27 protein-coding genes are annotated in these 24,085 nt (G+C 63.8%); 13 read left to right on the top strand and 14 right to left on the bottom strand.

Features of this window, described 5'->3' with window-relative positions; translation table 11 throughout:
• The first annotated feature begins 146 nt into the window (after positions 1 to 146).
• Positions 147 to 638, top strand: a complete 492-nt coding sequence (locus THIDRDRAFT_RS12240; protein WP_007041168.1) for a hypothetical protein — start codon at positions 147 to 149, stop codon at positions 636 to 638.
• A 158-nt stretch (positions 639 to 796) separates the two neighbouring features.
• Here THIDRDRAFT_RS12240 and THIDRDRAFT_RS12235 read toward each other — a convergent pair whose 3' ends face one another.
• From THIDRDRAFT_RS12235 to THIDRDRAFT_RS12225, 3 genes are all read right to left on the bottom strand, one after another.
• Entirely contained in the window at positions 797 to 1,021 is a 225-nt protein-coding gene (locus tag THIDRDRAFT_RS12235) for a hypothetical protein (protein ID WP_007041167.1), read from the bottom strand.
• Positions 1,022 to 1,117: 96 nt separating this feature from the next.
• On the bottom strand, positions 1,118 to 1,276 hold the full coding sequence (locus THIDRDRAFT_RS26510; protein WP_139058716.1) for an entericidin A/B family lipoprotein: 159 nt from the start codon (positions 1,274 to 1,276) through the stop codon (positions 1,118 to 1,120).
• Positions 1,277 to 1,650: 374 nt separating this feature from the next.
• The gene (locus tag THIDRDRAFT_RS12225) at positions 1,651 to 2,130 is read right to left on the bottom strand and encodes a sll1863 family stress response protein (RefSeq protein ID WP_007041165.1); all 480 of its coding nucleotides are present in this window, start codon (positions 2,128 to 2,130) and stop codon (positions 1,651 to 1,653) included.
• 603 nt (positions 2,131 to 2,733) lie between these two features.
• Between THIDRDRAFT_RS12225 and THIDRDRAFT_RS12220 the strand changes: the two genes are divergently transcribed.
• From THIDRDRAFT_RS12220 to THIDRDRAFT_RS12195, 5 genes are all read left to right on the top strand, one after another.
• On the top strand, positions 2,734 to 2,928 hold the full coding sequence (locus THIDRDRAFT_RS12220; protein WP_007041164.1) for a CsbD family protein: 195 nt from the start codon (positions 2,734 to 2,736) through the stop codon (positions 2,926 to 2,928).
• Positions 2,929 to 3,005: 77 nt separating this feature from the next.
• On the top strand, positions 3,006 to 3,173 hold the full coding sequence (locus THIDRDRAFT_RS24590) for a DUF1328 domain-containing protein (RefSeq protein WP_007041163.1): 168 nt from the start codon (positions 3,006 to 3,008) through the stop codon (positions 3,171 to 3,173).
• Between the two features lie 271 nt (positions 3,174 to 3,444).
• Positions 3,445 to 4,422: a YihY/virulence factor BrkB family protein gene (locus THIDRDRAFT_RS12205; RefSeq protein ID WP_007041161.1), complete on the top strand. Its 978-nt coding sequence runs from the start codon at positions 3,445 to 3,447 to the stop codon at positions 4,420 to 4,422.
• A gap of 17 nt (positions 4,423 to 4,439) precedes the next feature.
• Positions 4,440 to 5,249 (top strand): TrkA C-terminal domain-containing protein, encoded by an 810-nt coding sequence (locus THIDRDRAFT_RS12200; RefSeq protein ID WP_007041160.1) that lies wholly within the window; start codon positions 4,440 to 4,442, stop codon positions 5,247 to 5,249.
• Positions 5,250 to 5,300: 51 nt separating this feature from the next.
• Positions 5,301 to 6,596, top strand: a complete 1,296-nt coding sequence (locus tag THIDRDRAFT_RS12195; protein WP_007041159.1) for a DUF2254 domain-containing protein — start codon at positions 5,301 to 5,303, stop codon at positions 6,594 to 6,596.
• A gap of 80 nt (positions 6,597 to 6,676) precedes the next feature.
• Here THIDRDRAFT_RS12195 and THIDRDRAFT_RS12190 read toward each other — a convergent pair whose 3' ends face one another.
• The 5 genes from THIDRDRAFT_RS12190 to THIDRDRAFT_RS12170 all read right to left on the bottom strand — a co-directional run bounded on the left by THIDRDRAFT_RS12190 (position 6,677) and on the right by THIDRDRAFT_RS12170 (position 10,819).
• Positions 6,677 to 6,871, bottom strand: coding sequence for a hypothetical protein (locus THIDRDRAFT_RS12190; RefSeq protein WP_007041158.1), 195 nt, complete (start codon positions 6,869 to 6,871; stop codon positions 6,677 to 6,679).
• A 14-nt stretch (positions 6,872 to 6,885) separates the two neighbouring features.
• Complete coding sequence (locus tag THIDRDRAFT_RS12185; RefSeq protein WP_007041157.1) at positions 6,886 to 7,878, bottom strand: aldo/keto reductase; 993 nt, start codon at positions 7,876 to 7,878, stop codon at positions 6,886 to 6,888.
• A gap of 15 nt (positions 7,879 to 7,893) precedes the next feature.
• Positions 7,894 to 8,865, bottom strand: coding sequence for a cation diffusion facilitator family transporter (locus THIDRDRAFT_RS12180; RefSeq protein ID WP_007041156.1), 972 nt, complete (start codon positions 8,863 to 8,865; stop codon positions 7,894 to 7,896).
• Positions 8,866 to 9,085: 220 nt separating this feature from the next.
• Positions 9,086 to 10,372, bottom strand: a complete 1,287-nt coding sequence (locus tag THIDRDRAFT_RS12175) for a phospholipase D-like domain-containing protein (RefSeq protein WP_007041155.1) — start codon at positions 10,370 to 10,372, stop codon at positions 9,086 to 9,088.
• Between the two features lie 36 nt (positions 10,373 to 10,408).
• Positions 10,409 to 10,819, bottom strand: coding sequence for an NINE protein (locus THIDRDRAFT_RS12170; protein ID WP_007041154.1), 411 nt, complete (start codon positions 10,817 to 10,819; stop codon positions 10,409 to 10,411).
• Between the two features lie 379 nt (positions 10,820 to 11,198).
• Between THIDRDRAFT_RS12170 and THIDRDRAFT_RS12165 the strand changes: the two genes are divergently transcribed.
• On the top strand, positions 11,199 to 11,618 hold the full coding sequence (locus THIDRDRAFT_RS12165) for a DUF1523 family protein (protein WP_007041153.1): 420 nt from the start codon (positions 11,199 to 11,201) through the stop codon (positions 11,616 to 11,618).
• A 238-nt stretch (positions 11,619 to 11,856) separates the two neighbouring features.
• Here THIDRDRAFT_RS12165 and THIDRDRAFT_RS12160 read toward each other — a convergent pair whose 3' ends face one another.
• Both THIDRDRAFT_RS12160 and THIDRDRAFT_RS12155 read right to left on the bottom strand, forming a co-directional pair.
• Entirely contained in the window at positions 11,857 to 12,615 is a 759-nt protein-coding gene (locus THIDRDRAFT_RS12160) for a PRC-barrel domain-containing protein (RefSeq protein ID WP_007041152.1), read from the bottom strand.
• Between the two features lie 100 nt (positions 12,616 to 12,715).
• Positions 12,716 to 13,381: a ferredoxin reductase domain-containing protein gene (locus THIDRDRAFT_RS12155; RefSeq protein ID WP_007041151.1), complete on the bottom strand. Its 666-nt coding sequence runs from the start codon at positions 13,379 to 13,381 to the stop codon at positions 12,716 to 12,718.
• Positions 13,382 to 13,765: 384 nt separating this feature from the next.
• On the opposite strand from THIDRDRAFT_RS12155, the gene THIDRDRAFT_RS12150 reads away from it, so the two are divergent.
• The 6 genes from THIDRDRAFT_RS12150 (at position 13,766) to THIDRDRAFT_RS12125 (ending at position 20,877) form a co-directional block, all read left to right on the top strand.
• Positions 13,766 to 15,157, top strand: a complete 1,392-nt coding sequence (locus tag THIDRDRAFT_RS12150) for an MBL fold metallo-hydrolase (protein WP_007041149.1) — start codon at positions 13,766 to 13,768, stop codon at positions 15,155 to 15,157.
• Positions 15,158 to 15,396: 239 nt separating this feature from the next.
• Positions 15,397 to 15,828: a CBS domain-containing protein gene (locus tag THIDRDRAFT_RS26180; protein WP_159105407.1), complete on the top strand. Its 432-nt coding sequence runs from the start codon at positions 15,397 to 15,399 to the stop codon at positions 15,826 to 15,828.
• 53 nt (positions 15,829 to 15,881) lie between these two features.
• A complete protein-coding gene (gene ftsH, locus THIDRDRAFT_RS12140) occupies positions 15,882 to 17,873 on the top strand; it encodes an ATP-dependent zinc metalloprotease FtsH (protein ID WP_007041147.1) in 1,992 nt (663 codons plus the stop codon).
• 128 nt (positions 17,874 to 18,001) lie between these two features.
• Positions 18,002 to 19,462: a glutamate synthase subunit beta gene (locus tag THIDRDRAFT_RS12135; RefSeq protein ID WP_007041146.1), complete on the top strand. Its 1,461-nt coding sequence runs from the start codon at positions 18,002 to 18,004 to the stop codon at positions 19,460 to 19,462.
• A 177-nt stretch (positions 19,463 to 19,639) separates the two neighbouring features.
• The gene (locus THIDRDRAFT_RS26175) at positions 19,640 to 20,146 is read left to right on the top strand and encodes a PRC-barrel domain-containing protein (RefSeq protein WP_007041145.1); all 507 of its coding nucleotides are present in this window, start codon (positions 19,640 to 19,642) and stop codon (positions 20,144 to 20,146) included.
• 182 nt (positions 20,147 to 20,328) lie between these two features.
• Entirely contained in the window at positions 20,329 to 20,877 is a 549-nt protein-coding gene (locus THIDRDRAFT_RS12125) for an NADPH-dependent FMN reductase (protein ID WP_007041144.1), read from the top strand.
• A 30-nt stretch (positions 20,878 to 20,907) separates the two neighbouring features.
• Here the strand turns inward: THIDRDRAFT_RS12125 and THIDRDRAFT_RS12120 are convergent, their stop codons facing one another.
• From THIDRDRAFT_RS12120 to wrbA, 4 genes are all read right to left on the bottom strand, one after another.
• Entirely contained in the window at positions 20,908 to 22,257 is a 1,350-nt protein-coding gene (locus tag THIDRDRAFT_RS12120) for a class II fumarate hydratase (RefSeq protein WP_007041143.1), read from the bottom strand.
• Positions 22,258 to 22,344: 87 nt separating this feature from the next.
• A complete protein-coding gene (locus tag THIDRDRAFT_RS26170) occupies positions 22,345 to 22,503 on the bottom strand; it encodes a hypothetical protein (RefSeq protein WP_007041142.1) in 159 nt (52 codons plus the stop codon).
• Positions 22,504 to 22,712: 209 nt separating this feature from the next.
• Positions 22,713 to 23,000, bottom strand: a complete 288-nt coding sequence (locus tag THIDRDRAFT_RS12115) for a sll1863 family stress response protein (protein ID WP_007041141.1) — start codon at positions 22,998 to 23,000, stop codon at positions 22,713 to 22,715.
• 298 nt (positions 23,001 to 23,298) lie between these two features.
• A complete protein-coding gene (gene wrbA, locus THIDRDRAFT_RS12110) occupies positions 23,299 to 23,913 on the bottom strand; it encodes an NAD(P)H:quinone oxidoreductase (protein ID WP_007041140.1) in 615 nt (204 codons plus the stop codon).
• Between the last annotated feature and the right edge of the window lie 172 nt (positions 23,914 to 24,085).

The following is a 24,085-nucleotide window of genomic DNA, read 5'->3' as shown; positions in this document are numbered from 1 at the left end:
TGCTTGTCTTTTTAGGTATGCATTCCGGTTCGTGCGGGGTCGAGGGCCGACGTTGATTCGGGCTGCGGATGCTATCTGAACGGGGCAGGACGCGCGCGGACAGATCCGAAAGCGCGATCCCGCGCTTAAGCATGAAGGGTCAAAGCATGATGAATCGTATCTATTTGAAGGCGCGGGCTGTGGAGAAGGTTCGCCTACTTGTCGACGAACTCTTGGGCGATGGGCTTGAGCCGGCGCGCCTCAGTGCGCATGCCGCACGGAAGCTACGGGGTGATGATCTTCCAATCGAGCTGATCATCCATCGGACATGGGAGCAAGCGCTGATTCACGGCGGCGTTCTTGGCGCCTTGTTGGCAATTCCGATTACCGCTGCGCTCTGGTTGATCGGCGATGGCCTATTGGGTGTGCTGGTGCTCTTCCTTGGGGCGGGCGTCGGCGGCGTTTTCGCCGCCCTGCGCGCTCGAATTGCCAACCGTGACATTGCGCCTCAGTTCGCTGCCTTGCGCCGGGGTGAGCTGCTGATCGTCGCCACTGTCGATCACGCCGCCATCGGGGTCATTGAGGACCGGGTCAAGGAACGTCATCCCGAGGTTGTCGTGTTGGGAACGGATCCTGCCGGAACGCCTCCATTTCCCTGATTCCAGCCATGAAATTGTGCGCGGCAGCATCGCGGAGTCAGTGCGGAAAAGCGGCCATGCGTGCCTTGGTGCGCGTGCCGGCCCTTCGGATGTCCGAACGCCTGTGTGGTTGCTGATGTACGCGGGTGCCTTCAGGCATCATCTGTCGTCGGTTTTCTTCACCCCCGCGCGATCTCTTCATCGCGGTAGTGTGCGTCAGTCCAGCAGCGCGGGAGCGGTTCACCGGACGGGAAGATCAGGTCGGCTTTCGGGTAGTCCTCAGGCTCCTGCGCTTCTTCGCCCTGGTGGAACCGTCCGGTTACCTCTGCGTGTAGTGGGTTGATCAGGTCGGTCAGCGCAAGGATCTCAATGAGTTTTCCGGTCGTTTTGTGCTGGACAAACATGTTTCCTCCGGTGATTTCAGAGCGATCCCGTCGAATCTGGACTCGGGTCAAGCCTTTTGGTCGTCGTCGACACGACGCCTGCACGCTTGGAAAAGATCAGTAGTCCTTCTTGCTTTCGGCGGACTTCTCGATGCCGCCGCCGGCAGCCTGGAGGTCTTCGCCGACGCCAGCCATGGTGTTGCAGCCGGTCATGGTGAGCGTCAGTGGCAACAGCAGGAAGAGCAGCCAGATCAGTTTGGATGGGGCCTGTTTCATCATCTCTGTCCTTTAATCAGTGAATATTCGTGTGTCGTGGGGGGCGGCGTCTCTGCTCGATCCCAAGCGTTGCACGCAGAGCGTGCGGCTGACGGCGGTCTGGGAATTCGCGAGCCGTGCCCTCGAACGTTGAGCCGCATTCTACGCTTTTCGAGTCATACCAGACTCCGGTGACGGCGAACTGATGCAGCATGGTGGAACAGCACGCATGCCAACGCCGATCATCTCTGTGGCCGACACCGGGAACCCTCGTGAGGCCGTCAACAGTCAGGGGCGCATTCCCGGCGCATGATTGTAATCCCATGCCTGAGACCGCTCCAGCCCAGGCGTTTTGTCGGGTGCGTCGCTTGGACGCACCCCGGTGCTGGAGGGGGCTATTCTGAATCAAAGGCCTGCACGGCGTTGTCCCAAGACTCTGCCAGTGCCTGGTATGCCTTCGAGAAGCCGTCCTTCATTTCATCCCAGGCGCTGTCGGAGCTGGTTTTCATGCTGCCGTACCATTCGGCGACCTGAGTGCGCTGTTTGCGCAGGGCCTTCATGCTGGCCTGTGCCTTCTCGCGGGCGGCCTGGCTCATGCTATCCCAGTTGTCGTCAAGGCGAGTCTGCAGTGCATCGATGCGCTTGTCAGCCGCATCCAGCGCCGCCTTGGTGGCTGCGACGGCTTCGTCTTTCTGATCGGCGCCGTACGCCTTGAGCGATTTGAGCAGATCTTTGGTGTTTTGCTTGACTGCCTCAGCCGATGGGGTCTGTGCGTCGTTCGCTGCTGCATCATCGGTCGTGGCGGCCTGACTCATCGCGGTCAGCGTGGACAGCGCGAGGAAGAGCGCGAAGCTTGTGTTGGGAATCGATTTCATATGGCATTCCTCGTGGTGCAAGTGATCGGGAGTGGTGAGTTTTCGTTCGGATGGGGACTGTCGGGATAGACAGTGGCCCTTGGGATGGTCGCGATAGACGATGCGAGCCATTCGCAAGTGGTCAAGCAAACTCAATGCCAAATGCTTTGCGCTCAAGCGCGCGTGCGGCTGGGAATGCGGATCGTGCCGCTACGGAATCTGCAGGTCGTCATCCTGGCGCCCTCGGGTGCCCCGCGCCCTCGCTCAGCCGGTTGAGAAGCACCGATGTCGATGCGGGGGTGGTGCGAATGCCCCGAACCGATTGGCCGGTGCGTCTCGACGTTGATCGATTCTTCTGTGTGCCGCGCGCTGATTCGCGGCCCATTCATTCGCCTCCCCGAGTCAGACAATCCTCCTGATAGAAGGCGCGCCAAAGGACAGGTCCCTCCCTGGCCTGACCGTGCGCGCACCGAGCGTGAAAATACCCGAGCGCAATAGTTGGCATGCGAACTGTATGTCCAGGTCTTGAGGGCCATCGCTGAGTCGATTCGACTCGATACCGTAATGCATAGTCTTGGCCCTATTAAGGCGTACGACGCCATAACTCAACGCGAGAGGTGACGCATGAATTGGGATGAAGTCAAGGGTAAGTGGACTGAAATGAAAGGGCATGTGAAGGAGCATTGGGCCGATCTGACCGACGACGACCTCTTGGCCATCGAGGGCGAGCGAGACAAGCTCGTCGGGAAAATCCAACACCGTTACGGCGTGACCAAGGAAGAGGCGGAGCGCCAAATCGACGAATATGAAAAAAGCTGAATGCGTCGGCGGGCGTTGCGGTCTCCGCCGCCACGCTCGTCGCAGACAACGAATCTCATGTTAATGTGGAGGTGCTGATGTTAAGGCTTGCCCTAATGTTCCTTATCGTGGCCGTGATCGCCGGCGCGCTGGGCCTGACCGGTGTCGCGGGCGTGGCGTCTAACATCGCTTGGATACTCTTTGTGGTCGGCCTCGTCTTTGCCGTGGTGTTCTTTGTGCTCGGGCGCAGACCGCCCACAGTCTGAGCGATCGCGAACACCTAGGAACCGCCCAACGACAGATTCCCGATGTTCGTAGGTGCGAATGCATTCGCACCTGCATGATTTCCGAAACCCAGATATCGGGAAGCCATTGATGGACGCTCACTTAACCTGGGATCCGGTCGCTGAAGGCTTGATGTGCGACGCATCGTTCGGTCGCGATCAAGAGCGACGCTTCCCGCTGGCCCGTCGCTTGGATGACGGGGCCGTCCGCTGGATCCCGGCCCACGTCTTTTAGCAAAACGGGAGAGATTCGATGGATTCAGACGCTCAGACCGGACAGGCGATCGGTCGCCTCGCCAATTCGCCCGGCGAGATTCCGCTAGGCGGCTGGCTCAAGATACTGGCGCGTGCGTGGCGCAAGACCTCGGAAGACAACATTTCGCTCGCCGCCGCCGGGGTTGCCTTCTACGGTCTGCTGGCCGTGTTTCCCGCCATCGCGGCGCTTATCGCCCTATTCGGGCTGGTTGCCGACCCGGTGCAAGTGCAGAGCCAATTCTCCTCCCTGAGTGCCTTTCTACCGGCAGAGGTCTATCAGCTGCTGTCGCAGCAGATGCGCGAGGTCGCTTCGGGTTCCGGGCAGGCGCTTGGCGCCGGACTGGCCGGCGCGATTCTTCTGTCCGTCTGGAGCGCGACCCGGGGCACCCGGTCCGTGATGGCGGCCCTGAACATCGTCTATGACGAGCGTGAGGAACGCGGTTTTCTGCGGCTGAATCTGACGGCCTTCTCCATGACCTTCTCCCTGGTGATTCTGGTCGTCGTCGTGCTCGCCCTGATCGTCGCGGTGCCGGTCGTGATGGGCTATGTCGGGCTGGGATCGTTCGCGCGCACGCTCGTCAATCTGGTGCGCTGGCCAGTGTTGGCCGCCTTGGCGCTAACCATGCTCGCGATCCTGTATCGCTTCGGACCCTCGCGCGCGCTCGCGCGCTGGCGTTGGGTCTCGGTCGGCTCGGTGTGCGTCGTCGTGCTTTGGTTGGCGGCATCCGCGCTCTTCTCTTTTTATGTCTCCCAATTCGGCAACTACAACGCGACCTATGGGTCGATTGGCGCCGTCATCGTGCTGCTGATGTGGCTCTATATCTCGGCGCTGATCACCATCCTCGGCGCCGAGCTCAATGCGGAGATCGAGCGCCAGACCTCCCGCGATACCACCCGGGGCGAGGAGCGTCCGCGCGGGGAGCGCGGCGCCTATGTCGCGGATCATCTGCCCGGCGAGCAGCCGTCGTCGGCCTGAAGGGCTGGAGGTGAGTCGTGACCGCCATCTTGTCCCTGCTGTTGGTCGTTACCCTGTCGATTCTCGTCACCCGCATTGCCGCCATCGCGTTGCGTCATACCGGGCTTGCGCGTCAGAGCGCGCGCTTCCAGGCCCGGTCGGCCTTTTCCGGGGCGGGTTTCACCACCGCCGAGTCGGAACAGGTGGTCAACCATCCCGTGCGTCGCCGCATCGTTCTGACCCTGATGCTGCTCGGCAATGCGGGTATCGTCACCGCCGTGTCCTCCTTGATGCTGGCCTTCGTCGGGGGCGGGAATGCCGAGGGTATGGCCTTGTGGATCAAGGTGGTCTTGTTGGTCACCGGTCTGGTGCTGCTCTGGGCCTTCGCCTCCAGCCAGTGGGTCGACCGGCTGTTGTCACGCATCGTCGATCGGGCGCTGAGTCGCTTCACCCGTCTCGACGTCTCCGACTACGAAGGTCTGTTGCACCTGGCCGGCGACTACAAGATCGTCGAGCTTGCCGTCGAGGACGGTAGCTGGCTCGATGGCCAGCCCCTCCGCGCGCTGCGTCCGGCCGAGGAAGGCGTGATGGTGCTCGGGATCGCCAAGCCCAACGGTGAATGGCTCGGCACACCGGGAGGCGACACCGTGGCACGGAGTGGGGACCGGCTGATCGTTTACGGTCGTACGGAGGCGATTCGCGAGCTGGAGGAGCGGCGTGCCGGTGACGACCGCGCGCACGCCGAGGCGGTCGACGAGCAGCGCCGCGTCGCCGAGGCCGAGCGCAGGAGCGCGGAGCGCAACGGGACCGAAGACAGGATGGGGAGTCATGGCGCTTCGAGGGACTGACAGGTTCGTCGAAGAATCCGATACGAAGCCAACAGCACACAAGAGATCTCTATGTCAGCCATCATCTCGCGCGGCCGGCTCAAGTTACTCGGTCATCGGCTGCGCGAGCGGCTGTGGGTCAAGCCGTTGGTGATTTGTCTATTGTCGATCGCGAACGTCTTTGTCGCCAAGCTCGCGGACGACACGGATCTTGCGCAGTTCACGCCGGCGATCTCCGCCGATTCCATCGAAAGCCTCCTTTCCATCATGGCCTCAAGCATGCTGGTGATCGCCACCTTCGCGGTCGGATCAATGGTGTCGGCATACGCTTCGGCCAGCAGCACGGCAACACCGCGCTCACTCCGGCTGGTCATTGCCGACGATGTCTCGCAGAACGCCCTCTCGACCTTCATCGGCGCCTTCATTTTCAGTGTCGTGGCCCTGACGGCCGTGAAAAACGACTACTTCGAAAGCGCGGGTCTCTTTACGCTTTTCATCCTGATGGCGGCGGTCTTTAGCGTCGTCATCCTGACGTTTCTACGTTGGGTGGATCGCATTGCACGTCTTGGACGGCTGGGAATGACCATCGACGTCGTCGAGAAGGCTACGGCCGACGCCCTGAAGCGGCGTCGCGATGCGCCCAGACTTCAAGGCGTGCCGAAACGCTCTCAAGACGCCGTTGGGACAGCCGTGTTCGCGACCAGTGTCGGCTATGTCCAGCACGTCGATATCGCCGCGCTTCAGGCCTGCGCCGAAAAGGGGAAGGGACGCATTGTCGTCACGGCCTTGCCGGGAACCTTCGCTGCGCCTGGACAGGCGTTGGCACACGTCAGCGATAGCCCCGATGGGGACACGGCGATCGACTGCGATCAGGTGATCCAGTCTTTCGTGATCGGAGACGACCGCACGTTTCAAGAAGATCCTCGATTCGGTCTGGTGGTACTGTCGGAGATCGCCGGTCGTGCGCTGTCCCCGGCGGTCAACGATCCCGGTACTGCGATCGACGTGATCGGAACACTCGTTCGACTGTTTGTGCTCTGGAACGGTTCGGGCGCTCAGGAAACGGATGAGGCGCCCCAGTTCGACCGCGTCGAGGTGCCGGAGCTTGCGGTGACGGACCTGTTTGATGATGCCTTCACGGCGATTGCGCGTGACGGCGCCGGTGCGGTGGAGGTTGCCGTGCGTTTGCAGAAGGCGTTGCGATCGCTGGCCCTGGTCGGCGATTCCGCCATGCGGGGCGCCGCTGCCTATCATGGACGACTGGCGCTGGCGCGTAGCGAGCGGGCGCTCGATCTGCCGGAGGACGTGGCAACCGTGCGTACGGTCGCCACCTTGACTCAGTCGGCCGCGTTTGAGCAGGCGAGCTAGCACGCGGCGCTCCTGTGGAGGGGCGGCATTCTGGCTCACCCCTGTTCTTCCGCGACACGAGCGGATCTTCACCAGGCCGTTTAGGGGAGAGGCGTCGCGTCCGGATCTCCTTCGATCTCAATGTTGCCCTTCTCTACTTGGTCGTTGATGACATCGATGGCAGTGAATGTGCTCGCGGGTTTCCCGTTGGGCGCGACGGTGCTGCAACCCATACTCGGACCGCCGAGGGCCACACAAGCAAGCACGATCCAATAGACAGGTGTTTTCGCCTTCACGAGATGCTCCTTCTTTAACGGCTCGGAGGTGCCATGAATTCCGGCCCCACGGGGTCGGTAACATGCTCCAGAACGATCCGGTCGATGGCATCGAGCGCCTCGCGGTCTAGGCTCCAGCCGTCGATGATGTTGACCGGGTCCATCTGATCGGGACGACGTCCGCCCCAGAGTGCGACGCTGTGGCCAGGTTGGTCGAGCAGCCAGCGTAGGGCCAGCGCCATGACGTCCTTGCCGTAGTGCTCGCGGGCGAAACGGTCGAGCGCCGCGACTGCCGCCAGGTACTGGTCGAAGCGCGGCTGCTGGAACTTCGGGTCGCTTCGGCGCAGATCGTCGCCGTCGAATTGGCGCTCGCGGGTCATCTTGCCGCTGAGCAGTCCACGGCAGAGTGCGCCATAGGTCAGGGTGCCGATGCCGTGGCGCGCGCAATAGGGCAGCACCGCCTCCCCGGTTTCGCGCTCGAAGAGATTGTAAGGGGGTTGGTTCGCGTGCAGTGGGGCGACCGCGCGGAAGGCGTCCATCTGCTCGGGAGAGAAATTCGAGACGCCGATCGCGCGAATCTTGCCCGCTCGCAAAAGATCGTCCATGGCACGCGCGGTCTCCTCCATCGGCGTTTTCGGGTCCGGCCAATGGATCTGATAGAGGTCGATGCGGTCGGTGCCCAAACGGCGTAGCGAATCCTCGACCTCGCGCTCGATGCGTGCGCGCGTCGCCTCGCGCCAGACCTTGGTCTCGTCGTCGGACCAGTTCAGCGCGCATTTGGTCGCCAGCACCACCTGTTCGCGCAGTCCGTGGCGGGTGATGGCCTTGCCGAGGATCTCCTCGGAGCGGCCCATGCCGTAGACCGGCGCCGTGTCGATCAAGGTCACGCCGAGTTCGACGGCATGGCAGATGGTGTCGATGGAGGTCTCCTCGTCCGTGCCGCCCCACATCCAGCCTCCGATGGCCCAGGTGCCCAGACCGATACGGGAGACGTTGAGGTCGCTGCTGCCGAGCGTGGTGTATTCCATGGTTTCCTCCTGCGTTTAGTTGGATGAAGGGCGAGCGGCGGGGTCATCCCCGTCGCGACGCAAGGATTCGGCCTCGATGAAGATACGCTTGATCTCCGGGTGGCGTTCTCGGATGCCGCGCTCCAGCCGGTCTACCACGCCCATGATCGTCTCCGACGACAGGTCGGCGCGGAAGCGGACGTCCAGATTCAGCAGGACCTCGTCGGGGCCGAAATGCATGGTCAGCGGACGGCCGGCTTCGACCACGTCCGCGTCCTCGCGGGCGAACTGGCGGATGCTGTCGATCACCGATGGATCCGCCGCTTCGCCGATCAGCAGGCTGCGGCTCTCGTAGGCGAGGAGGAGGGCGACGCCGGACAGGGTCACGCCAATCAGCATGGAGGCGATGCCATCCCACACCGGATTGCCCGTGATCTCGGTGAGATAGACGCCGGCCAGGGCGAAGAGCAGTCCCGCCAGCGCGGCGGAGTCCTCGAAGATCACGGTGACCGTGGTGGGGTCCTTGGCGTCGCGCAGTGCCTGCCAGAGGCGCTTGCCCTTGACCGAGGGCAGAAATTCCCGGAGCGCGATCGTCCAGGAGGTGCCCTCGGCGATCAGCGCAATGGCGATGACTGCATAGTTCCACATGACATTGCCGCGCTCCTCCGCAGCATGGCCGGTGATGTGGGTCAGCCCCTCGAAGAAGGTCAGTCCACCGCCAATCCCAAAGAGCGCGACGGCGACGATCAGGCTCCAGAAATAGAGCTCCTTGCCATAACCGAAGGGATGCGCCTGGTCCGGTTTGTGCCCGGAGCGCTTCATGCCGTAGAGGAGCAGCCCCTCGTTGGCGGTATCGACCAGCGAATGGATGCACTCGGAGAACATCGCCGAGCTGCCGGTGTACAGGGCCGCGATCCCCTTGGCGATGGCGATCACGCCGTTTGCCGCCATGGCGCCGTAGACGGCGATCGGTTTTTCCCGGTTCTTCGCAACAGATGACGCGCTCATTGTTTCTCCTTCGTGGGGTGTCGGCGGAGGGCGGTTCCGTCATTCCGAAAAGTGCAGGCGAGCTGCGCAAGTGGATTGCTGGAGGCGCCCCGCTGGATCGCAAGTAGCAAATTTCACTCCAGGGGGATTGGTTTGGCGCAACAGTGGGACAGTAGATCGGTTTTCAGCCAGCGTGATTCTGGGCCATTGACCGTCCACCGACGTCCCATCTCCCGACGTTTCAGAGGAACGGTGTCAGCAGGCGGGATCCTCGGATTTTGATCCAGTCCAGCCTGGATTCCGGCAGCAGATCCCGAGGGAGCAGTTCCTTGGAGTCCTCCAGATCGGCGAGGAAATGCTGTTCGAGACACTGGGCAATGGTTTCGTCGCGGATGATCAGGGCAACCTCGTCATTGAGGGTCATCGAGCGATTGTCGATGTTGAAGGTGCCGACGGTCGCCCAGCAGGCGTCGGCGACGAAGGTCTTGGCGTGCATCATTCCCGGCTGGTAGGCGTAGATGCGCACGCCGGCATCCATGAGTTGTCGATAGATGGCGCGTCCAGCGTGCCAGACCATGGGTTGATTGGTGTTGCTCCCCGGCGTCAGGACACGCACGTCGACCCCTCTGTCCACCGCGTTCATCAAGAGCCAGCGCATGCCGTGGGTCGGTACGAAATAGGCGCTGGCGATGTAGATGCGCTCGCGCGCCGAGGTAATCGCCAGAAAGAAGAAGCGCTCGGCGTTGGTGCTGCCCAGTGACGGCGAGCAGGCCATGATGCCTGCGGCCTGGGGCTCGTCCACGGATGGCATGCGGTTGAAAGGGGAGATGGTGTCGCCAATCAAAAGGTCGCCGGTCGCCTCCGCCCAGTTGTTGGAAAAGGCGACCTGCAACTGCATTGCAGCCGGTCCGGCGATCCGCACATTGGTATCCCGCCACTGGTCTTGGGCGCGTCCGCTGCCGAGCCATTGATCGGCGATTCCGAAACCGCCGGTGAAGCCGATGTGTCCGTCGATAACGATGGCGCGCATGTGCATGCGCTGCTGGAACTTATACGCCTCCTTCAGTCGGAGCGGTCGGTAGATGGCCACCTCTGCGCCGGCAGCGATCAGACGTTGCCGATAGCTTCTGGGCATCTGCCCGGAGCCGATGGCATCGAGCAGCACCAGCACCTGGACGCCAGCCTGGGCGCGTTCGCTGAGGGCGCGCAGCAGCGTGTCGGCGACCTGGCCAGGATTGACCTCGTAGACGTGCACGCAGATGACGTGTTTGGCGTCCTTGATCGCGTCCCAGATGCGCGGAAAGGTCTGGTCGCCGTTGAACAACACCTCGATCTCGTTGCCGCCGACGACCTGGACGGACGTCAGCAGGCCGAGGTGGATGTTGAACTTACCCTCGCGCGCGTCGAGGATATCCTGCTCGCCGCCGAGCGTGCGCATGCGTCGGATGGCGGTTGTGCGCGTCAGATAAGCGAGCAGCATCCCGAGCAAGGCTGCCAGGAAGACGAGACCGCCGAGTGACATCAGCATGACGCAAGCCTCGGTGTCGCGGAATCGAGGAGGCGGTCAACCATGATCGGCGTGCATGTTGACGGCGTCGATTTGTTCATTGAGCGTCCAGTAGTCATAGAGATAGCCAATCAAGAAGAACCCGCCGGTGAGCAACCAGATGAGTCCGGTAATCCATTTCCCGAGATAGAAGCGGTGCACGCCGAACAGACCAAGGAAGGTCAGCAGGATCCAGGTCAGGTTGTAGTCTTTGGGGCCGCTGACGAAGCGTCGGTCCGCTTGACGGTCCATGCTCGGTATCAGGAAGACGTCGATGATCCAACCGACGAACAGCAACCCCAAGGTCAGGAACCAGAGGGTGCCGGTCACCGGTTTGCCGTAATAGAACCGATGGGCGCCCAGAAATCCGAAGATCCACAGCAGATACCCCATGACCGTCGAGTGCGTGTCGTCGGTGTGCTCTAGCATCGTTTCCTCCGCAGATAGTTGTCCTGAAGCAACGCGGCTACCGTGAAGTGCTCGACGCGCTCGGTGGCATGCCCGGTTGGACGGCAGAAGCGTTGCCGATCGTTCAGTGATCCGGCGAGTGCCCTTGGATGGGAGAGAAGGTGGATATCACCCGGTCCGAATCCGATCAACCGGTGCAATTCCACCTGTGGTGGTCGGTGTTGCCTGTAGCGTAAAAAATAATCATTTTTATCAATGCGTTGCGTCATTTTCCGGGTTGGCATCCTGGTTGCTTCAGCTAGTGTGTGTTCGTGAGTTCACGGGTTTACTGCCTTCTTCCGCAGTTCGAGCACACGCCTGAATGCACAGCGTTTAGTCTTACATAAGGGGGGTGACACTTATGAAACAGAAATTCACGATCGGTTTTGCCGTTGTTCTCGTCATTGCAATCGTTCTGCTTTGGCTTCGTTGGGGACCGGATTCCTGGGAGGTACAGATCACTGGCGTGACCGGCGATGGGCGTGACGTCCAGTACCGTATCGAGACGGTCTATGCGGATACGGCGGATACGCTGATCTTTCGTAACGAGGATGCGGGATTCCTGCCGCCTTATTTCAAGTTCGATTCGGCGGACCTTCAGTCGGTCGCCAGCCGGATCACACGCGAATGTCCTGATGTTGCTGTGACCGTGAACGGCTATAGCCTGCGTATCCCGTGGCTGGATATGTTCCCGAATGCAACCTCCATCGATGCGCCCCAGAACTGTATCGATGCGCCTTCCGATTCCTCCTCTGCTGTGGAGGCGGGCGCCCAGCAGTAAAAGGAGGTGGGAATCCAGCGCCAAGGTGCCTAGTCTCGCACCAGTGGCTTGATGAGGGATCGTCCTCTCGGCGTAATCACCGGCACGGATGTGCGCCGGTAAGAGGACGATCCTTCGATCGAATCGCCAAAATCCCGGCTTTGCTCCTGTTGCCGGGATTGATGACAGAACATTCACGTCGGGATGGGCTGCAGGCGGTGGAGGGCGCGTCCCCAGAAGATGCCGGTTCAATCTCAGGTCAACTCGAACGGCGTCTGGCCTGCGGTCTGCCATAGTAGTCGTAGAGCACCGTCTCCGCTTCCTCGTTGACGAGGGTTTCGGGATCGTAGGACGGCGCGTGTTCAAGTTGATCGGCGCCAACATCGAGCTTCAGTTCGCCGTCGATCCAGTCCACGTCGGAGATCCAGTCGCTGGCGATCAGCAGCTTCTTGGAAAACGGCAGGTACGAGGTGTCGAGCACGAGGTAGCGGATCGCCCAGCTTTCGTCGTCGACGATGAAATCCACCGCATGGCCGGCGTTGCGATCCTCGAGCGTGCGGATTCTATAGCCCGCGACTTCGTCGACCGACCTGAGGTGGGTTTCCTCCTCCGCAGGCTCCTCCGCGAGTTCCTCTGGTTGCTCCCGAGGAATCAAGAGCTCCGGATACCCATAGTTTCCCCAGAGACCAGCGCCCATCCAATAGTACGGCGTCGCGAAAAAGTCGTGATAGGCCCGCTCGTAGCGGCGTGAGACCGGCGCATCGGTGTCGAGCGGCGGGCTCTCTTCGAGCTGCTTGGATGTCAGTTTGACCGGAATCGATTGCGTCTCCCAGCTCGCGCGCTCGATGTGCGTCGGTGAGACCAGTACCTCGCGTCCGAAGAGCCAGGGGCCGGTCTTCGCGACCATGTAGCGCACGGCCCATCCTTCGTCGTCGAAGAGAAAATCGCTGCAGTGGCCGATGTCTCCATCGGTCGCGACCAGGCGATAGCCTTTCAATGCGGTAAGGCTTCGAAGCATTGAGACCTCCAAAGGGGCTTGTGCCCCAAGTGATGTATGTCACTGGAGATAGGCATAATCCGCGCCATTAAAAGGGCGAATGGTTCCGAGTCGGGCGCGCTCAGCGCTCGTAAACGAGGCTATTCGGGTGCACACCCAGGCTCAGCAGGTGCGCGTTGATCGACTCGACGAATCCCTGTGGTCCGCAGACATAAAAGATCTGGTCTGGGGTATCGATGTGCGCGGAGAGGAAGGTCGCGTCGATATGACGGCCTTCCTGACCGGGATCGTGCTCGTGGGTGAAGGTCAGCACGCAGCGCTCGCCCAGATAATGCTGGAGTTCCTCGCGGCAGATGACGTCCTGCTCGGACTTGTTGGTCAGCAGGAGTTGGTGGCCCTCCAATGACTCCTGGAGGGCGAGCTTCCTCAGGATCGCCAGAAAGGGCGTGACGCCCGTGCCCGCCGCGATGAAGGTTCCGGGCCCCTGATAGCCGATGCTGCCGAAGGGGTCGCCGAGCAGCAGCTGGGCGCCGGGCCGCAGACCGTGCAGGGCGACGGTGAAGCCGTCGTGCTCGGGATACCGCTTGACCGAGAGTTCGAGGATTCGGTCCTCCGGCAGCGAGGTCGGGGTGAAGGGGCGTGCCTCCTCGCGCCACTCGTCCGCGTCGATCTGGACCTCGATGCCTTGGCCTGGCCTCCAGTCCATTCCCTCCGGCTTGCTCAGCAGCAGGCGCTGGACGTCGTGGGTGAGGATTTCGCTCATCAATAGTGTGCTCGGTGTGGGCATCGGGTTTCACCTCCGTCTGAAGAGAAGACGCCTTTCGGCTTGCTTCCGGGTCTTTGCCATCCGAACGACGAGCAAAGGCCGTGCCTCGAGTTGCCCTGCATCCCCAGGCCGACCGAACCGTTTCATTCGGTCTCCCAGCGGTGAATGCCCACCGTATCGGCGGTGGATTTCCCCCTGAATCCGGTCAAAAGGACCGCCCGAATCCAGCCTTGCTCCAGGCGCATCCGTTTCTCGTCCGCATGATCGCCCGGTTCCGGCGGTTGGTACGTGACTTGCGCGTCACCTGTGACTTGGCTCGATCCCGGTCGGTCACGCCCTTGCCGTATCGCAGCGGATCTGTACCTCCCGTAGCGGGATTCGAGCCGCCGACTTCAGGAGACCCGTATGTTTTTCAAACAGTTTTATCTGGAGAGTCTCGGTCATGCGTCCTATTTCGTCGGCTCGGAGGAGACCGGCGAGGCCTTCGTGCTCGACGTGCGCCGCGATGTGGATACCTATTTCCAGACCGCCCGCGAGCAGGGCATGCGGATCCGCTATGCCTGCGACACCCATCAGCACAACGACTATCTGACCGGGATCTGCGAGTTGCCCGAACGCGGCGACATCGAGCTGCTCTCGGGTGCCCGTGCGGAGCTCGGTTACAGTGTGACGCCGATGGACGACGGCCAGCGGCTGGAGATGGGCGAGGTGTCCCTCGAGTTCCTGCATACGCCGGGACACACCCCCGAGCACATCAGTCTCGTGCTCACCGACCGCTCGCGCGGCGACGAGCCGGCCATCTTCTTCTCCGGCGGTGCCCTGCTGGTCGGCGACCTGGCGCGCCCGGATCTGCTCGGCGGTCCGGAGGAGGCGAAAAAGAGTGCGGAAGCCTTCTGCCAGACCCTGCAGAGCAAGGTGCTGACCCTGCCGGACTTCGTCGAGGTCTATCCGACCCACGTCGCCGGCTCGCTCTGCGGGGGCAACATCGGCAGCCGGCTCTCGACCACGGTTGGCTACGAGCGGCGCATGAACCAGCTGCTCGCGCGTCTCACCGACGTCGACGGCTTCGTCGGCCAGTGCATGGATCTGACCGATCTGCCCTCGGTTCCGCCCTATTGGCCGCGCATGCGCAAGCTCAACAGCGAGGGGCCGCCGCCGCTCGGCGTGCTGGCCGATCCGCCCCCGCTCGGCGTGGACGAGGTCGAGCGGCTGAGACGCGATGGCGTCACCCTGCTCGACTGCCGTTCGCCCGAGGCCTTCACCGCCCATATCCCGGGCGCGCTCAACGTGGGCGTCGGGACCTCCTTCGCGACCTGGGCCGGGAGCGTGGTGCCCTACGACCGGCCCATCTTCCTGGTGCTGGAGCAGCCGGGCGACCTCTGGGAGGTCTGCTGGCAGCTGCTGCGGATCGGGTACGAGCTCCCGCTCGGCTGGCTCTCGGGCGGCATGCTCGCCTGGCGGACCGCTGGGATGCCGATCGACATCCTGCCGCAATGGACCGTGTGGGAGCTGAACGAGCAGATCGGGAAGCCCAACGATCTCATGGTGCTGGACGTGCGTCAGCCGGCCGAATGGAGCGCCGGACACATTCCCCAGGCCGTCCATATCACGGGTGCCGAAATCCGGCGTCGTGCCGACGAGATCCCCAAGGGCCGGCCGGTCGCGGTCGTCTGCGGAAGCGGCTTCCGGTCCTCGGTCGCCGCGAGCGTCCTCAAGCGCCAGGGGCACGAGGCCGTGTTCAACGTGCTCGGCGGAATGACCGGATGGCAGGCGGAATCCCTGCCGCTCGCCCTATAGCCGGCCCTCTGCCCGCGATCCGGTCGGGAATCCCGCCCGCCCGCATGCTCGCGGGGCATAAACACCGGTCGTCGGTTGGTATCAACCGGGCGGCCGGGCGATTCCGGCCCGGTGCCGGGGCGAGGCACGCGTTGGCATGGAAGCCGCTCGTGCTTTTTGCAGGACGGTGCGGATCCGCCGAGGAGACGCATCTTCGAGACACGATGAAGAAGGTATCCAAAATGACATTGATCCAAACGATGAGAACGCAGTTCAAGGCGCTGGATCCCGACACCTCGCTGGACGTCGCCGCCAAGGAGATGGCCCTGTCCGGGCAGTGTCTGCTGCCGGTGTGCATCGGTTCGCGGCTGGTCGGAAGCCTGTTGCTGCAGGACCTGGTGTTCGATTGCTTCAGCGATCAAGGGCCGGGTTTGGACGAGGCGCGGGCGCGCGACCGGACGGTTGCCGATGTCATGAAGCGGGATCCCCTGAGCTGCGGGATGGAGACCAGCCTGGAGGACGTGCGGAGCCTGATCTTCAGCCGGCGTCAGCCGGCGGTCTGCGTGACCAGCTCCGAGGGGGATCTGGTCGGCATGATCGATGCCTTCGAGGTCGTGGATTCGCTTTCGGTACCCCAGTCCTTTTCCGGTCCCGAGCCCGATGAGGTGCACCAGATCCGCGGCGACACCTGATCGATCGGCCGAGTGCCGCAATCCATCAGGTCCGAAGAGAAGGAGAACAGCAGATGACGCACGATCAGACCACTCGCAAGGCTCAGCCGGGCCATCCAACCCCGCCGGACGGCGATAGCCTGAGGCGCCGGTTGCTCCTCGCTCTGGGCATGACCCTGGTTCTCTGGATGATTCTGGCGCCCTGGCTGGCACCTGGCCCAACCGAGCTCAGCTACACCCGCTTCAAACAGGCGGTGAGTCAGGGGCAGGTGGCCGAGGTCACCTTCGAGCGCGATCGCATCAGCGGACGTTTCGCCGATCCCTTGCCGGATGCCTCGGCCGGTTCGAAGGCCGAGGGCGACAAGACGACGGCATCCGCCGGATCCCAGGACGCGGGCTCGGTGGTGAGCGCGGGCGAGTCCTTCGAGACCACCATGCCCCAGGTTCAGGACGCCGAACTCCTGCCGCTCCTGGAGAAACGGGACGTGGAGATCGCCGCCAATCCGGCCGAGTCCGGGGTCTGGACGCGGGTACTGGCGACCCTGCTGCCCTGGGCGATCCTGCTCGGCGGCTTTCTCTATCTCAGCCAGCGGATGCAGAAACGCATGATGGGCGGCGGGCAGGACGGCGGTCTCTTTAGTTTCGGCAAGACCAAGGCCAAGCGTTTTCGCCACCAGGACAGCAATCTGGGGATGGATGACGTCGCCGGGCTCGAGAACGCCAAGGCCGATCTGCAGGAGATCGTCGACCATCTGGCCGACCCGGAGCGTTTCCGCCGTCTCGGCGCCACCATGCCCAAGGGCGTGCTGCTCATCGGTCCGCCCGGGACGGGCAAGACGCTGCTGGCGCGCGCGGTCGCGGGCGAGGCGGGCGTGCCCTTCTTCAGTCTCAGCGGTTCCGAGTTCGTCGAGATGTTCGTCGGTGTCGGCGCCTCGCGCGTGCGCGACCTCTTCGAGGCCGCCAAGAAGGAGTCGCCCTGCGTCATCTTCATCGACGAGATCGACGCCGTCGGGCGCAGCCGGGGCGCCGGACTGGGCGGCGGACACGACGAGCGCGAGCAGACGCTGAACCAGATCCTCAGCGAGATGGACGGATTCACCCCCACCGAGGACGTGGTGGTGCTGGCCGCCACCAACCGCCCGGACGTGCTCGACCAGGCCCTGCTGCGTCCCGGGCGGTTCGACCGCAAGGTCCACATCGACCTGCCAGACCGCAAGGCGCGCAAGGCCATCCTGGAGGTCCATGCACGTAAGATCCGGCTCGACGCGGACGTGGATCTGGGGAAGGTCGCGGTGCGGACGGTCGGCTTCTCGGGCGCCGATCTGGAGAACCTGATCAACGAGGCCGCCTTGCTGGCCGGACGCGAGCGCCGGGACGCCGTGGACATGGCCCTGCTGGAGTCGGCTCGGGACAAGATCGTCCTGGGTGCGGAACGCGATCAGGGCATGGGCGACGAGGAGCGCCGTCTGGTCGCCTACCACGAGAGCGGGCATGCGCTCATGGCCTGGATGCTGCCCGCTGCGGACCGGCTCGACAAGATCAGCATCGTTCCGCGCGGACGGGCGCTGGGGGTGACCCAACAGCTGCCCGAGGAGGACCGGCGGACCTACAAGGAGAGCTATCTGCGCGATCGCATCGGCGTCATGCTGGGCGGGCGGGTCGCCGAGCAGACCGTCTTCGGCGAGGTGACCACGGGTGCCGAGTCCGATCTGGCCCAGGCCACCGAGCTGGCGCGGCGCATGGTCTCGCGCTGGGGCATGAGCCGGCGGATCGGCCCGGTCGCCTTCCGCCGCAGCGACGAGCCGGTCTTCCTCGGCCGGGAGATGGGCCAGTCCCAGGACTTCAGCGACGCGACGGCGCGTCTGATCGACGAGGAGATCCGTCAGCTCGTCGAGGACATCGAGGGACGCGCGCGCCGGCTCATGGAGGAGCATCGCGACCGCCTCGAGCGCCTGGCCGAGGCGGTGCTGGAGGACGAGAGTCTGGACCGCTCCGCCATCGACGCCATCCTCGGCGAGCCGCCCAGATCGGGCGAGATCCGGCGCATCGCCGGGGCCGGGGGCTGAAGAAGGGCGTCGTTGCCTTGGGTCCGGTGTCCGTTCAGTCCTTGGACCTCGAAATCAGTCGCAGCCGGCACCTCGCGTGAGAGCCGCTGCGCCCTCCGCATCCACCCGCGTGGCGGGAGGTGATTCCCATGCATAGCCCCACTGCATTTCTCCGCATCCCGAGGGTCGAGCCGGAGCGCCAGGCGCCCGGCCGACGTATCCGCCACTGGCACGAGTACGAGAATCCGCTGCCCGATCCACGGGCCGCCGAGCAGGGCGCGCGCTGCATGGACTGCGGCGTGCCCTGGTGTCACGGCCATTGCCCGGTGCACAACCAGATCCCGGAGTGGAACGCCCTGGTGAGCGAGGACGAGTGGCGCGCGGCCTGGGAGCAGCTCGAGTCCACCAACAACTTCCCCGAGCTGACGGGGCGGCTCTGCCCGGCGCCCTGCGAGGACGCCTGCACGCTGCGGCTCAGCGGCTCTCCGGTGACCATCCGCGCCATCGAGCTGGCGATCGTCGAGCACGCCTGGCAGCGTGGCTGGGTGAGGCCGCAACGGCCGACTCCGGCGTCCCTGGACGCGCCGAGGGGACAGGTGTCCGTGGTCGGCTCCGGCCCCGCCGGGCTCGCCTGCGCCCAGCAGCTCGCCCGCGCCGGGCATGCGGTCACCGTCTACGAGGCGGCGCCGAAGATCGGCGGACTGCTGCGCTATGGGATTCCCGACTTCCGTCTCGAGAAGCGGATCCTGGACCGGCGTCTGGATCAGATGCGCGAGGAGGGCGTGCGCTTCCGGACGGGCGTCAGGGTCGGTGCGGACCTGCCCGCGCGGGACCTGATGACGGAGGGCAGCATCCTGGTGCTCGCCTGCGGATCGAGCACGCCACGGGACGTCACGGTTCCGGGCCGAGAACTCGGAGGCGTCCATTTCGCGCTCGATTATCTGAGCGGACAGAATCGCTCGCTCGACTGCGGCATGGACAAGGGACGGCACATGGATGCGCGCGATCTGGACGTGGTGGTCATCGGCGGCGGGGACACGGGATCGGACTGCGTCGGCACGGCGATCCGCCAGGGGGCCCGAAGCGTCACCCAGATCCAGTATCACTCCGAGCCCCCGCATCAGGGCGACGTGCTGACGCACTGGCCCGAGCCGGTTCCCGAGCTCAAGCCCAACGACCACGAGGCCGAGGGCGGACGACGCATCTGGGGCTGGGAGACGGTTGCCTTCCGCGCGGACGCGGACGGGGAGCGCGTCGCCGGGGTCGATCTGCAGCGCCTGCACTGGTCTCGCACCGACGACGGCCGCTGGCGGCGCGAGCCGGTGACGGGCGAGTCGCGGCATCTGCCGGCCCAGCTGGTGCTGATCGCGATCGGCTATCGGCACCCGGCCCACGGCGACGTCATCGCCGAACTGGATCTGCGCCTCGACGGACGCGGAAACATCGCCGCCGGCGACGGCGACTACCGCTCGAGTCGCGAGGGCGTCTTCGCCTGCGGGGACGCGCGGCGCGGTCAGTCGCTGATCGTGTGGGCCATCCGCGAGGGGCGCCAGTGCGCCGAGTCTGTGGACACCTATGTGCGCGGAGGCAGCGAGCTGCCGAGGGTGTGATGTTTCGATCGGGGCTTATCCCCCGGGCCTGGTGGATTCCACGCCTTACATCGGTCGATCCGGGCGGCGGTTTGGCCGTCAGACCGGGTTGCGGCCGATATTCGAGCTCTTGGCAAGGTGAATGCAGGAATCCAGATGAACGCCAACGTCGCAACCACGATAGACAGGAGGAGATCCATGATCAGCTTGCGCACACTTGCACCGGCGGCATTTGCGATCACGGCGCTGGCATACGCGCCTGTCGCGGCAATCGCTGAGGGAGACGGCAGCTATTATGAGATGTCGCCTAATTCCGAGCACTTCGAATCCCGTACCCAAACCTCACGGGACATCCCGAGACAGGTGGAATCGCGCACGAAGCCCTCGCGGTCCGGCACGGCGACCGGATCGGTCGCGACGGGAGCTGCGGATTTCGTCGGCAAGACGCTCGTCAACGATTCGGGTGACGCACTGGGGACGATCGAGGGGATCGTGCGTCATCGCACGACCGGTCGTCTGAATGCGCTCGTCTCGGTCGGCGGATTCGCCGGTGTCGGTGCCGAGTTGGCCGCAGTCCCGCTGAAGGATCTCGAGCGGCGCAGCGAGGGCTACGCGGTCCCCGGCTTCGCCGACTCGGAGCAGGCCCTGATCTCCCGTCTCGAGTACGACGCATCCGATTACGTGCCCGTTTCGGTGTCGAACTGACGGCGGAACAGGAGTCGGACTCGCGACTCTTCTTTCCGCTGAGGTCGAGCAGGGACGCTCGTCCATCAACCGCAACGGGCAGGGCATTCGGGGCGCGTGGCCGAGGGGCGGTTGACATTCCGGCCTGACTGGGTCCAACTCGAAACCTGTTGCATTCGTCGAACGATAGGAGACCTTGGGTCATGAAGGTATTGGGTATCAGCGGCAGCCTGAGGGCCGGTTCCTACAACAGCGCACTGCTGAGGGCCGCCGAGCAGCGGCTCGGGGAAGGTATTCGCCTGGAGATCCATGATCTGTCCGGGATCCCGCTCTACGACGCGGCGCTGGACGGGGAGGTCAAGCCAGAACCCGTCCGGGCGCTGCTGGAGGCGATCGCATCGTCTCAGGCGCTGCTGTTCGCGACGCCCGAGTACAACTACAGCATCCCAGGAGTTCTCAAGAACGCGATCGACTGGGCCTCGCGTCCGGCCTACGCCTCCGTGCTGGCCAACAAGCCGGCCGGCATCCTGAGCGCGTCCATGAGCGCGGTCGGCGGCGCCAGGGCACAGGCGCATCTGCGTGACGTGCTCGCGGCCACGCTGACCCCCGTCTATCCCTATCCGGACCAGCTCCTGCCCATGGCCCAGAACGCCTTTGACGCTCAGGGCATCCTGCAGGACCGTGGCGCGCTCGAGCGCCTCGACCGCTATCTGCGGGGGTTCGCTGACTGGGCGATCGCGCACGACCGCTAGCGCTGCTAGCGGATGGTTCCTGGACCGCGCCTACTCCTGGTGGGTCATGCGACTCGGTTCGAGCAGCGCCTCGAGCTCTTGATCGGATAGATCGGTCATCTCGCGCGCGACCTCGATCACTTCACGGCCTTGCGCGTGCACCGCGCGTGCGATCTCGACTGCTCGATCGTAGCCGATGCGCGGCGTCAAGGCCGTTGCCAGCATGGCATTGGAGCGGACGCGCTTGCCCAGGGACTCGGCATCGACCTCGAAGCGGTCGATGGTCTGGGTCTCCAGTGCCTCGGCCGATCCGCGTAGGAGATGGAGCTGCTCCAGCAGGTCGAGGGCGATGAGCGGGAGCATGGTCGCGAGCTGAAATCTGTTGTCTTGACCGGCCAAGGCAATCGCGGCATCCAGTCCGATGACTTGGGTACAAGCCATGGACACGGCCTCCGGAATGACGGGGTTGACCTTGCCGGGCATGATGCTGCTGCCAGGCTGCAGCTCTGGCAGTCGAATCTCCGCGAGTCCGGCGATCGGACCACTGTTCATCCAGCGCAGATCCGTGGCGATCTTGAGTAGGCTGATCGCGGTCACACGCAGCTGACCGCTCAGCTCGACGGCCGTGTCCTGGGCGGAGATCGCCGCGAAGGTATTGGGTGCCGGCTGGAATGCCATCCCGGTGCGGGCCGCGAGCAGCGAGGCGAAGCGCTCGGCGAACTCTGGGTGGCTGTTGAGTCCGCTGCCGACGGCCGTGCCGCCCTGGGCGAGCCTGAGCAGGCGTCGCTCGACGTCGTTCAAGCGCTCGGCGTCGGCCGCGACTTGGGCCGCCCAGCCCGACAGTTCTTGTCCGAGGGTGATGGGCACCGCATCCATCAGATGGGTGCGACCGGTCTTGACGACCGAATCGAGCGCTTGCGCACGGGTCTCGATCGCACGCTGCAGCGAGCCGAGACGTTCGGTGAGCGCGCGCAGGGCCAAGGCCGCGCTGACATGGATCGCCGTCGGGATGACATCATTGCTGCTCTGTCCACGATTGACGTCATCGTTCGGGTGGACCGGGCGTCCGAGTCGGCGCTCGGCCAGTGCCGCGATCACCTCGTTGGCGTTCATGTTGGTGCTGGTGCCCGAGCCGGTCTGAAAGACGTCGACTGGGAATTGGTCCTGGTGGCGACCCTCGGAAACCGCGTCCGCCGCCTCGGCGATGGCCTCGGCCATATCCGTCGGCAGGAGCTCCAGCGCGCCATTGACGCGCGCGGCCGTTGCTTTGATTAACCCCAGGGCGCGAATGAAGGCGCCGGGGAGCGGTTGGCCGCCAATACGAAAATTGTCGAGCGCAAGCCGCGTCTGCTTGCCGTAGAGCGGTTGGTCTTCTGCCTTATCTGCGTCGGGTGCATGCATGGCGTCTCGACCTCTTTGAGTGACTGCCTGTCTGGTTTGGGCTCAAGGTGGTCGGACCCTCTTGCGTCCGCGCTTGACCGCTAACCCTCAGCGGGGCGCATACGTCATCAGCCCGGCCGCCTCTTGCATGAACGTCGTGGCCGAGCCGGCTTGGATGGCATCCGTGGTCGCTGCATGGCTGTTTGCTGCGAGTCCGATCATTGCGATGCCGCCGACGATCAAGGCTCTGCTCAGAAAGGTTTTCATCTCGGTTCTCCTCTCAGTCTTGGGGTGAGTCGCGAGCGAATGAAAATAGTGGGCCGGCAGGTAACCGGGTTTGCTGGCGCGGTCTCAAGGGGGACTGGGGCCGACTGGTACTGCGTGCCTCAATGGTTGGGGCAGGGCGAAATCGACCCCAGCCCCCAGCCCGGACCGCCGCTGGCGGCGGCTGCTGATGGTCCGGGAACGCTCTGGGTTTAGTGGAGTTTGGACTTTGCGGACTTCAGCGCCTCGCCCAAGGCGTCCGCAGCTTGGCTGGCGCCATGGCGGATTTCCTGCCAGGCGTCGCCGCTCGAGTCGCGTAACTCCGCGAGCCGCGCCGATGCGTCGGCCTGTTTTTCCTTCAGCGTCGAGAGGTATTCCTCGTACTTCACCTTGGCATCGGCACCGGCGACCTTTGCCTTGGCCTCGAGTACGCCGATCTCGTCGTTCCATTGGTCGAGCTTCGCTTTCATCTGGTCGATGTAGGCTTCTCGTTCGCTCATTTGAATTCCTCCTTTGTCGTTGTTGCAAAAAGCAATGAATACTAAGCAAAGACCAGGCCAAGCATTGCAGGGCACCTTCTGGCGCTGGTTTGTGCGTGAAATCAGGCGAAGAGGCTGCACCGGGCGCGACGGAGTGGTGGGTATCAACTATCGGGTGGGCTATAACCACCGTAGGTTTCTGCCGTGCCTCCATTCATAAAGTTGCGCGCGTCATCAATCACCGGTTGACTGGCATGCTGTGATCGACGGATAGGCCGGCTCGCGGCCGGAGAACCCGTCAAGCGGCATCTCGTGAGCGCTATGTGGCACCGATGGTGAGCCAGCGCGTGATCTGCGCGACATGGCGTCCCTGGAAACGTGCGATGGCCAACTCGTTGTCCGAGGGCTGGCGGCTGCCGTCGTCCTTGGCCATGGTGCTTGCCCCGTAGGGGGTTCCGCCGCTGATCTCGTCCATGTTCAGGAGTTCCTGGCAGGAGTAAGGAACACCGACGACGACCATCCCCAGGTGTAGGAGATTCGAGTGGAAGGAGGTGAGCGTGGTCTCTTGTCCGCCATGCTGCGAGGCGGTCGATGTGAAGACGCTGCCCACCTTGCCGATCAAGGCGCCCTGCATCCACAGGCTTCCGGTCTGATCGAGAAAGGTGCGCATCTGTCCGCACATGTTTCCGTAGCGCGTCGGTGTGCCGAAGATGATGCCGTCGTAGTCGGAAAGCTCTTCCGGTCGGGCGAGCGGCGCGGCCTGATCGAGTTTGGCTCCGGCGGCGCGGGCCTGATCCTCGGGCATGGTTTCGGCGACCCGTTTCAGGCTGACCTCCAGACCCCGCACGCTCCGCGCACCATCGGCGACGGCCTCGGCCATCGTTTCCACATGGCCGTACATGCTGTAGTAGAGCACCAGCAGTTTGGTTGTCATTGCTTGCCTTTCCTCTCGTGGCTTGGATCAATGCTGTGGGGTTTGAACCTGAAAAGAGCTGTCAGCTTCCAGCCTCCAGCAGCCAGCTATTAGGGGCGCTCTGCCAAGGCTCACCCATTCGGTGAAGCCCGCAAGAAGCGAAAACCTCGAGAAAATAGCCGCTGGAGGCTGA

The sequence above is a fragment of the Thiorhodococcus drewsii AZ1 genome, from assembly GCF_000224065.1.
Classification (GTDB): Bacteria; Pseudomonadota; Gammaproteobacteria; order Chromatiales; family Chromatiaceae; genus Imhoffiella; species Imhoffiella drewsii.
Note: the sequence above shows the minus strand (reverse complement) of the source record. Positions and strands in the feature narration are given on the sequence as shown.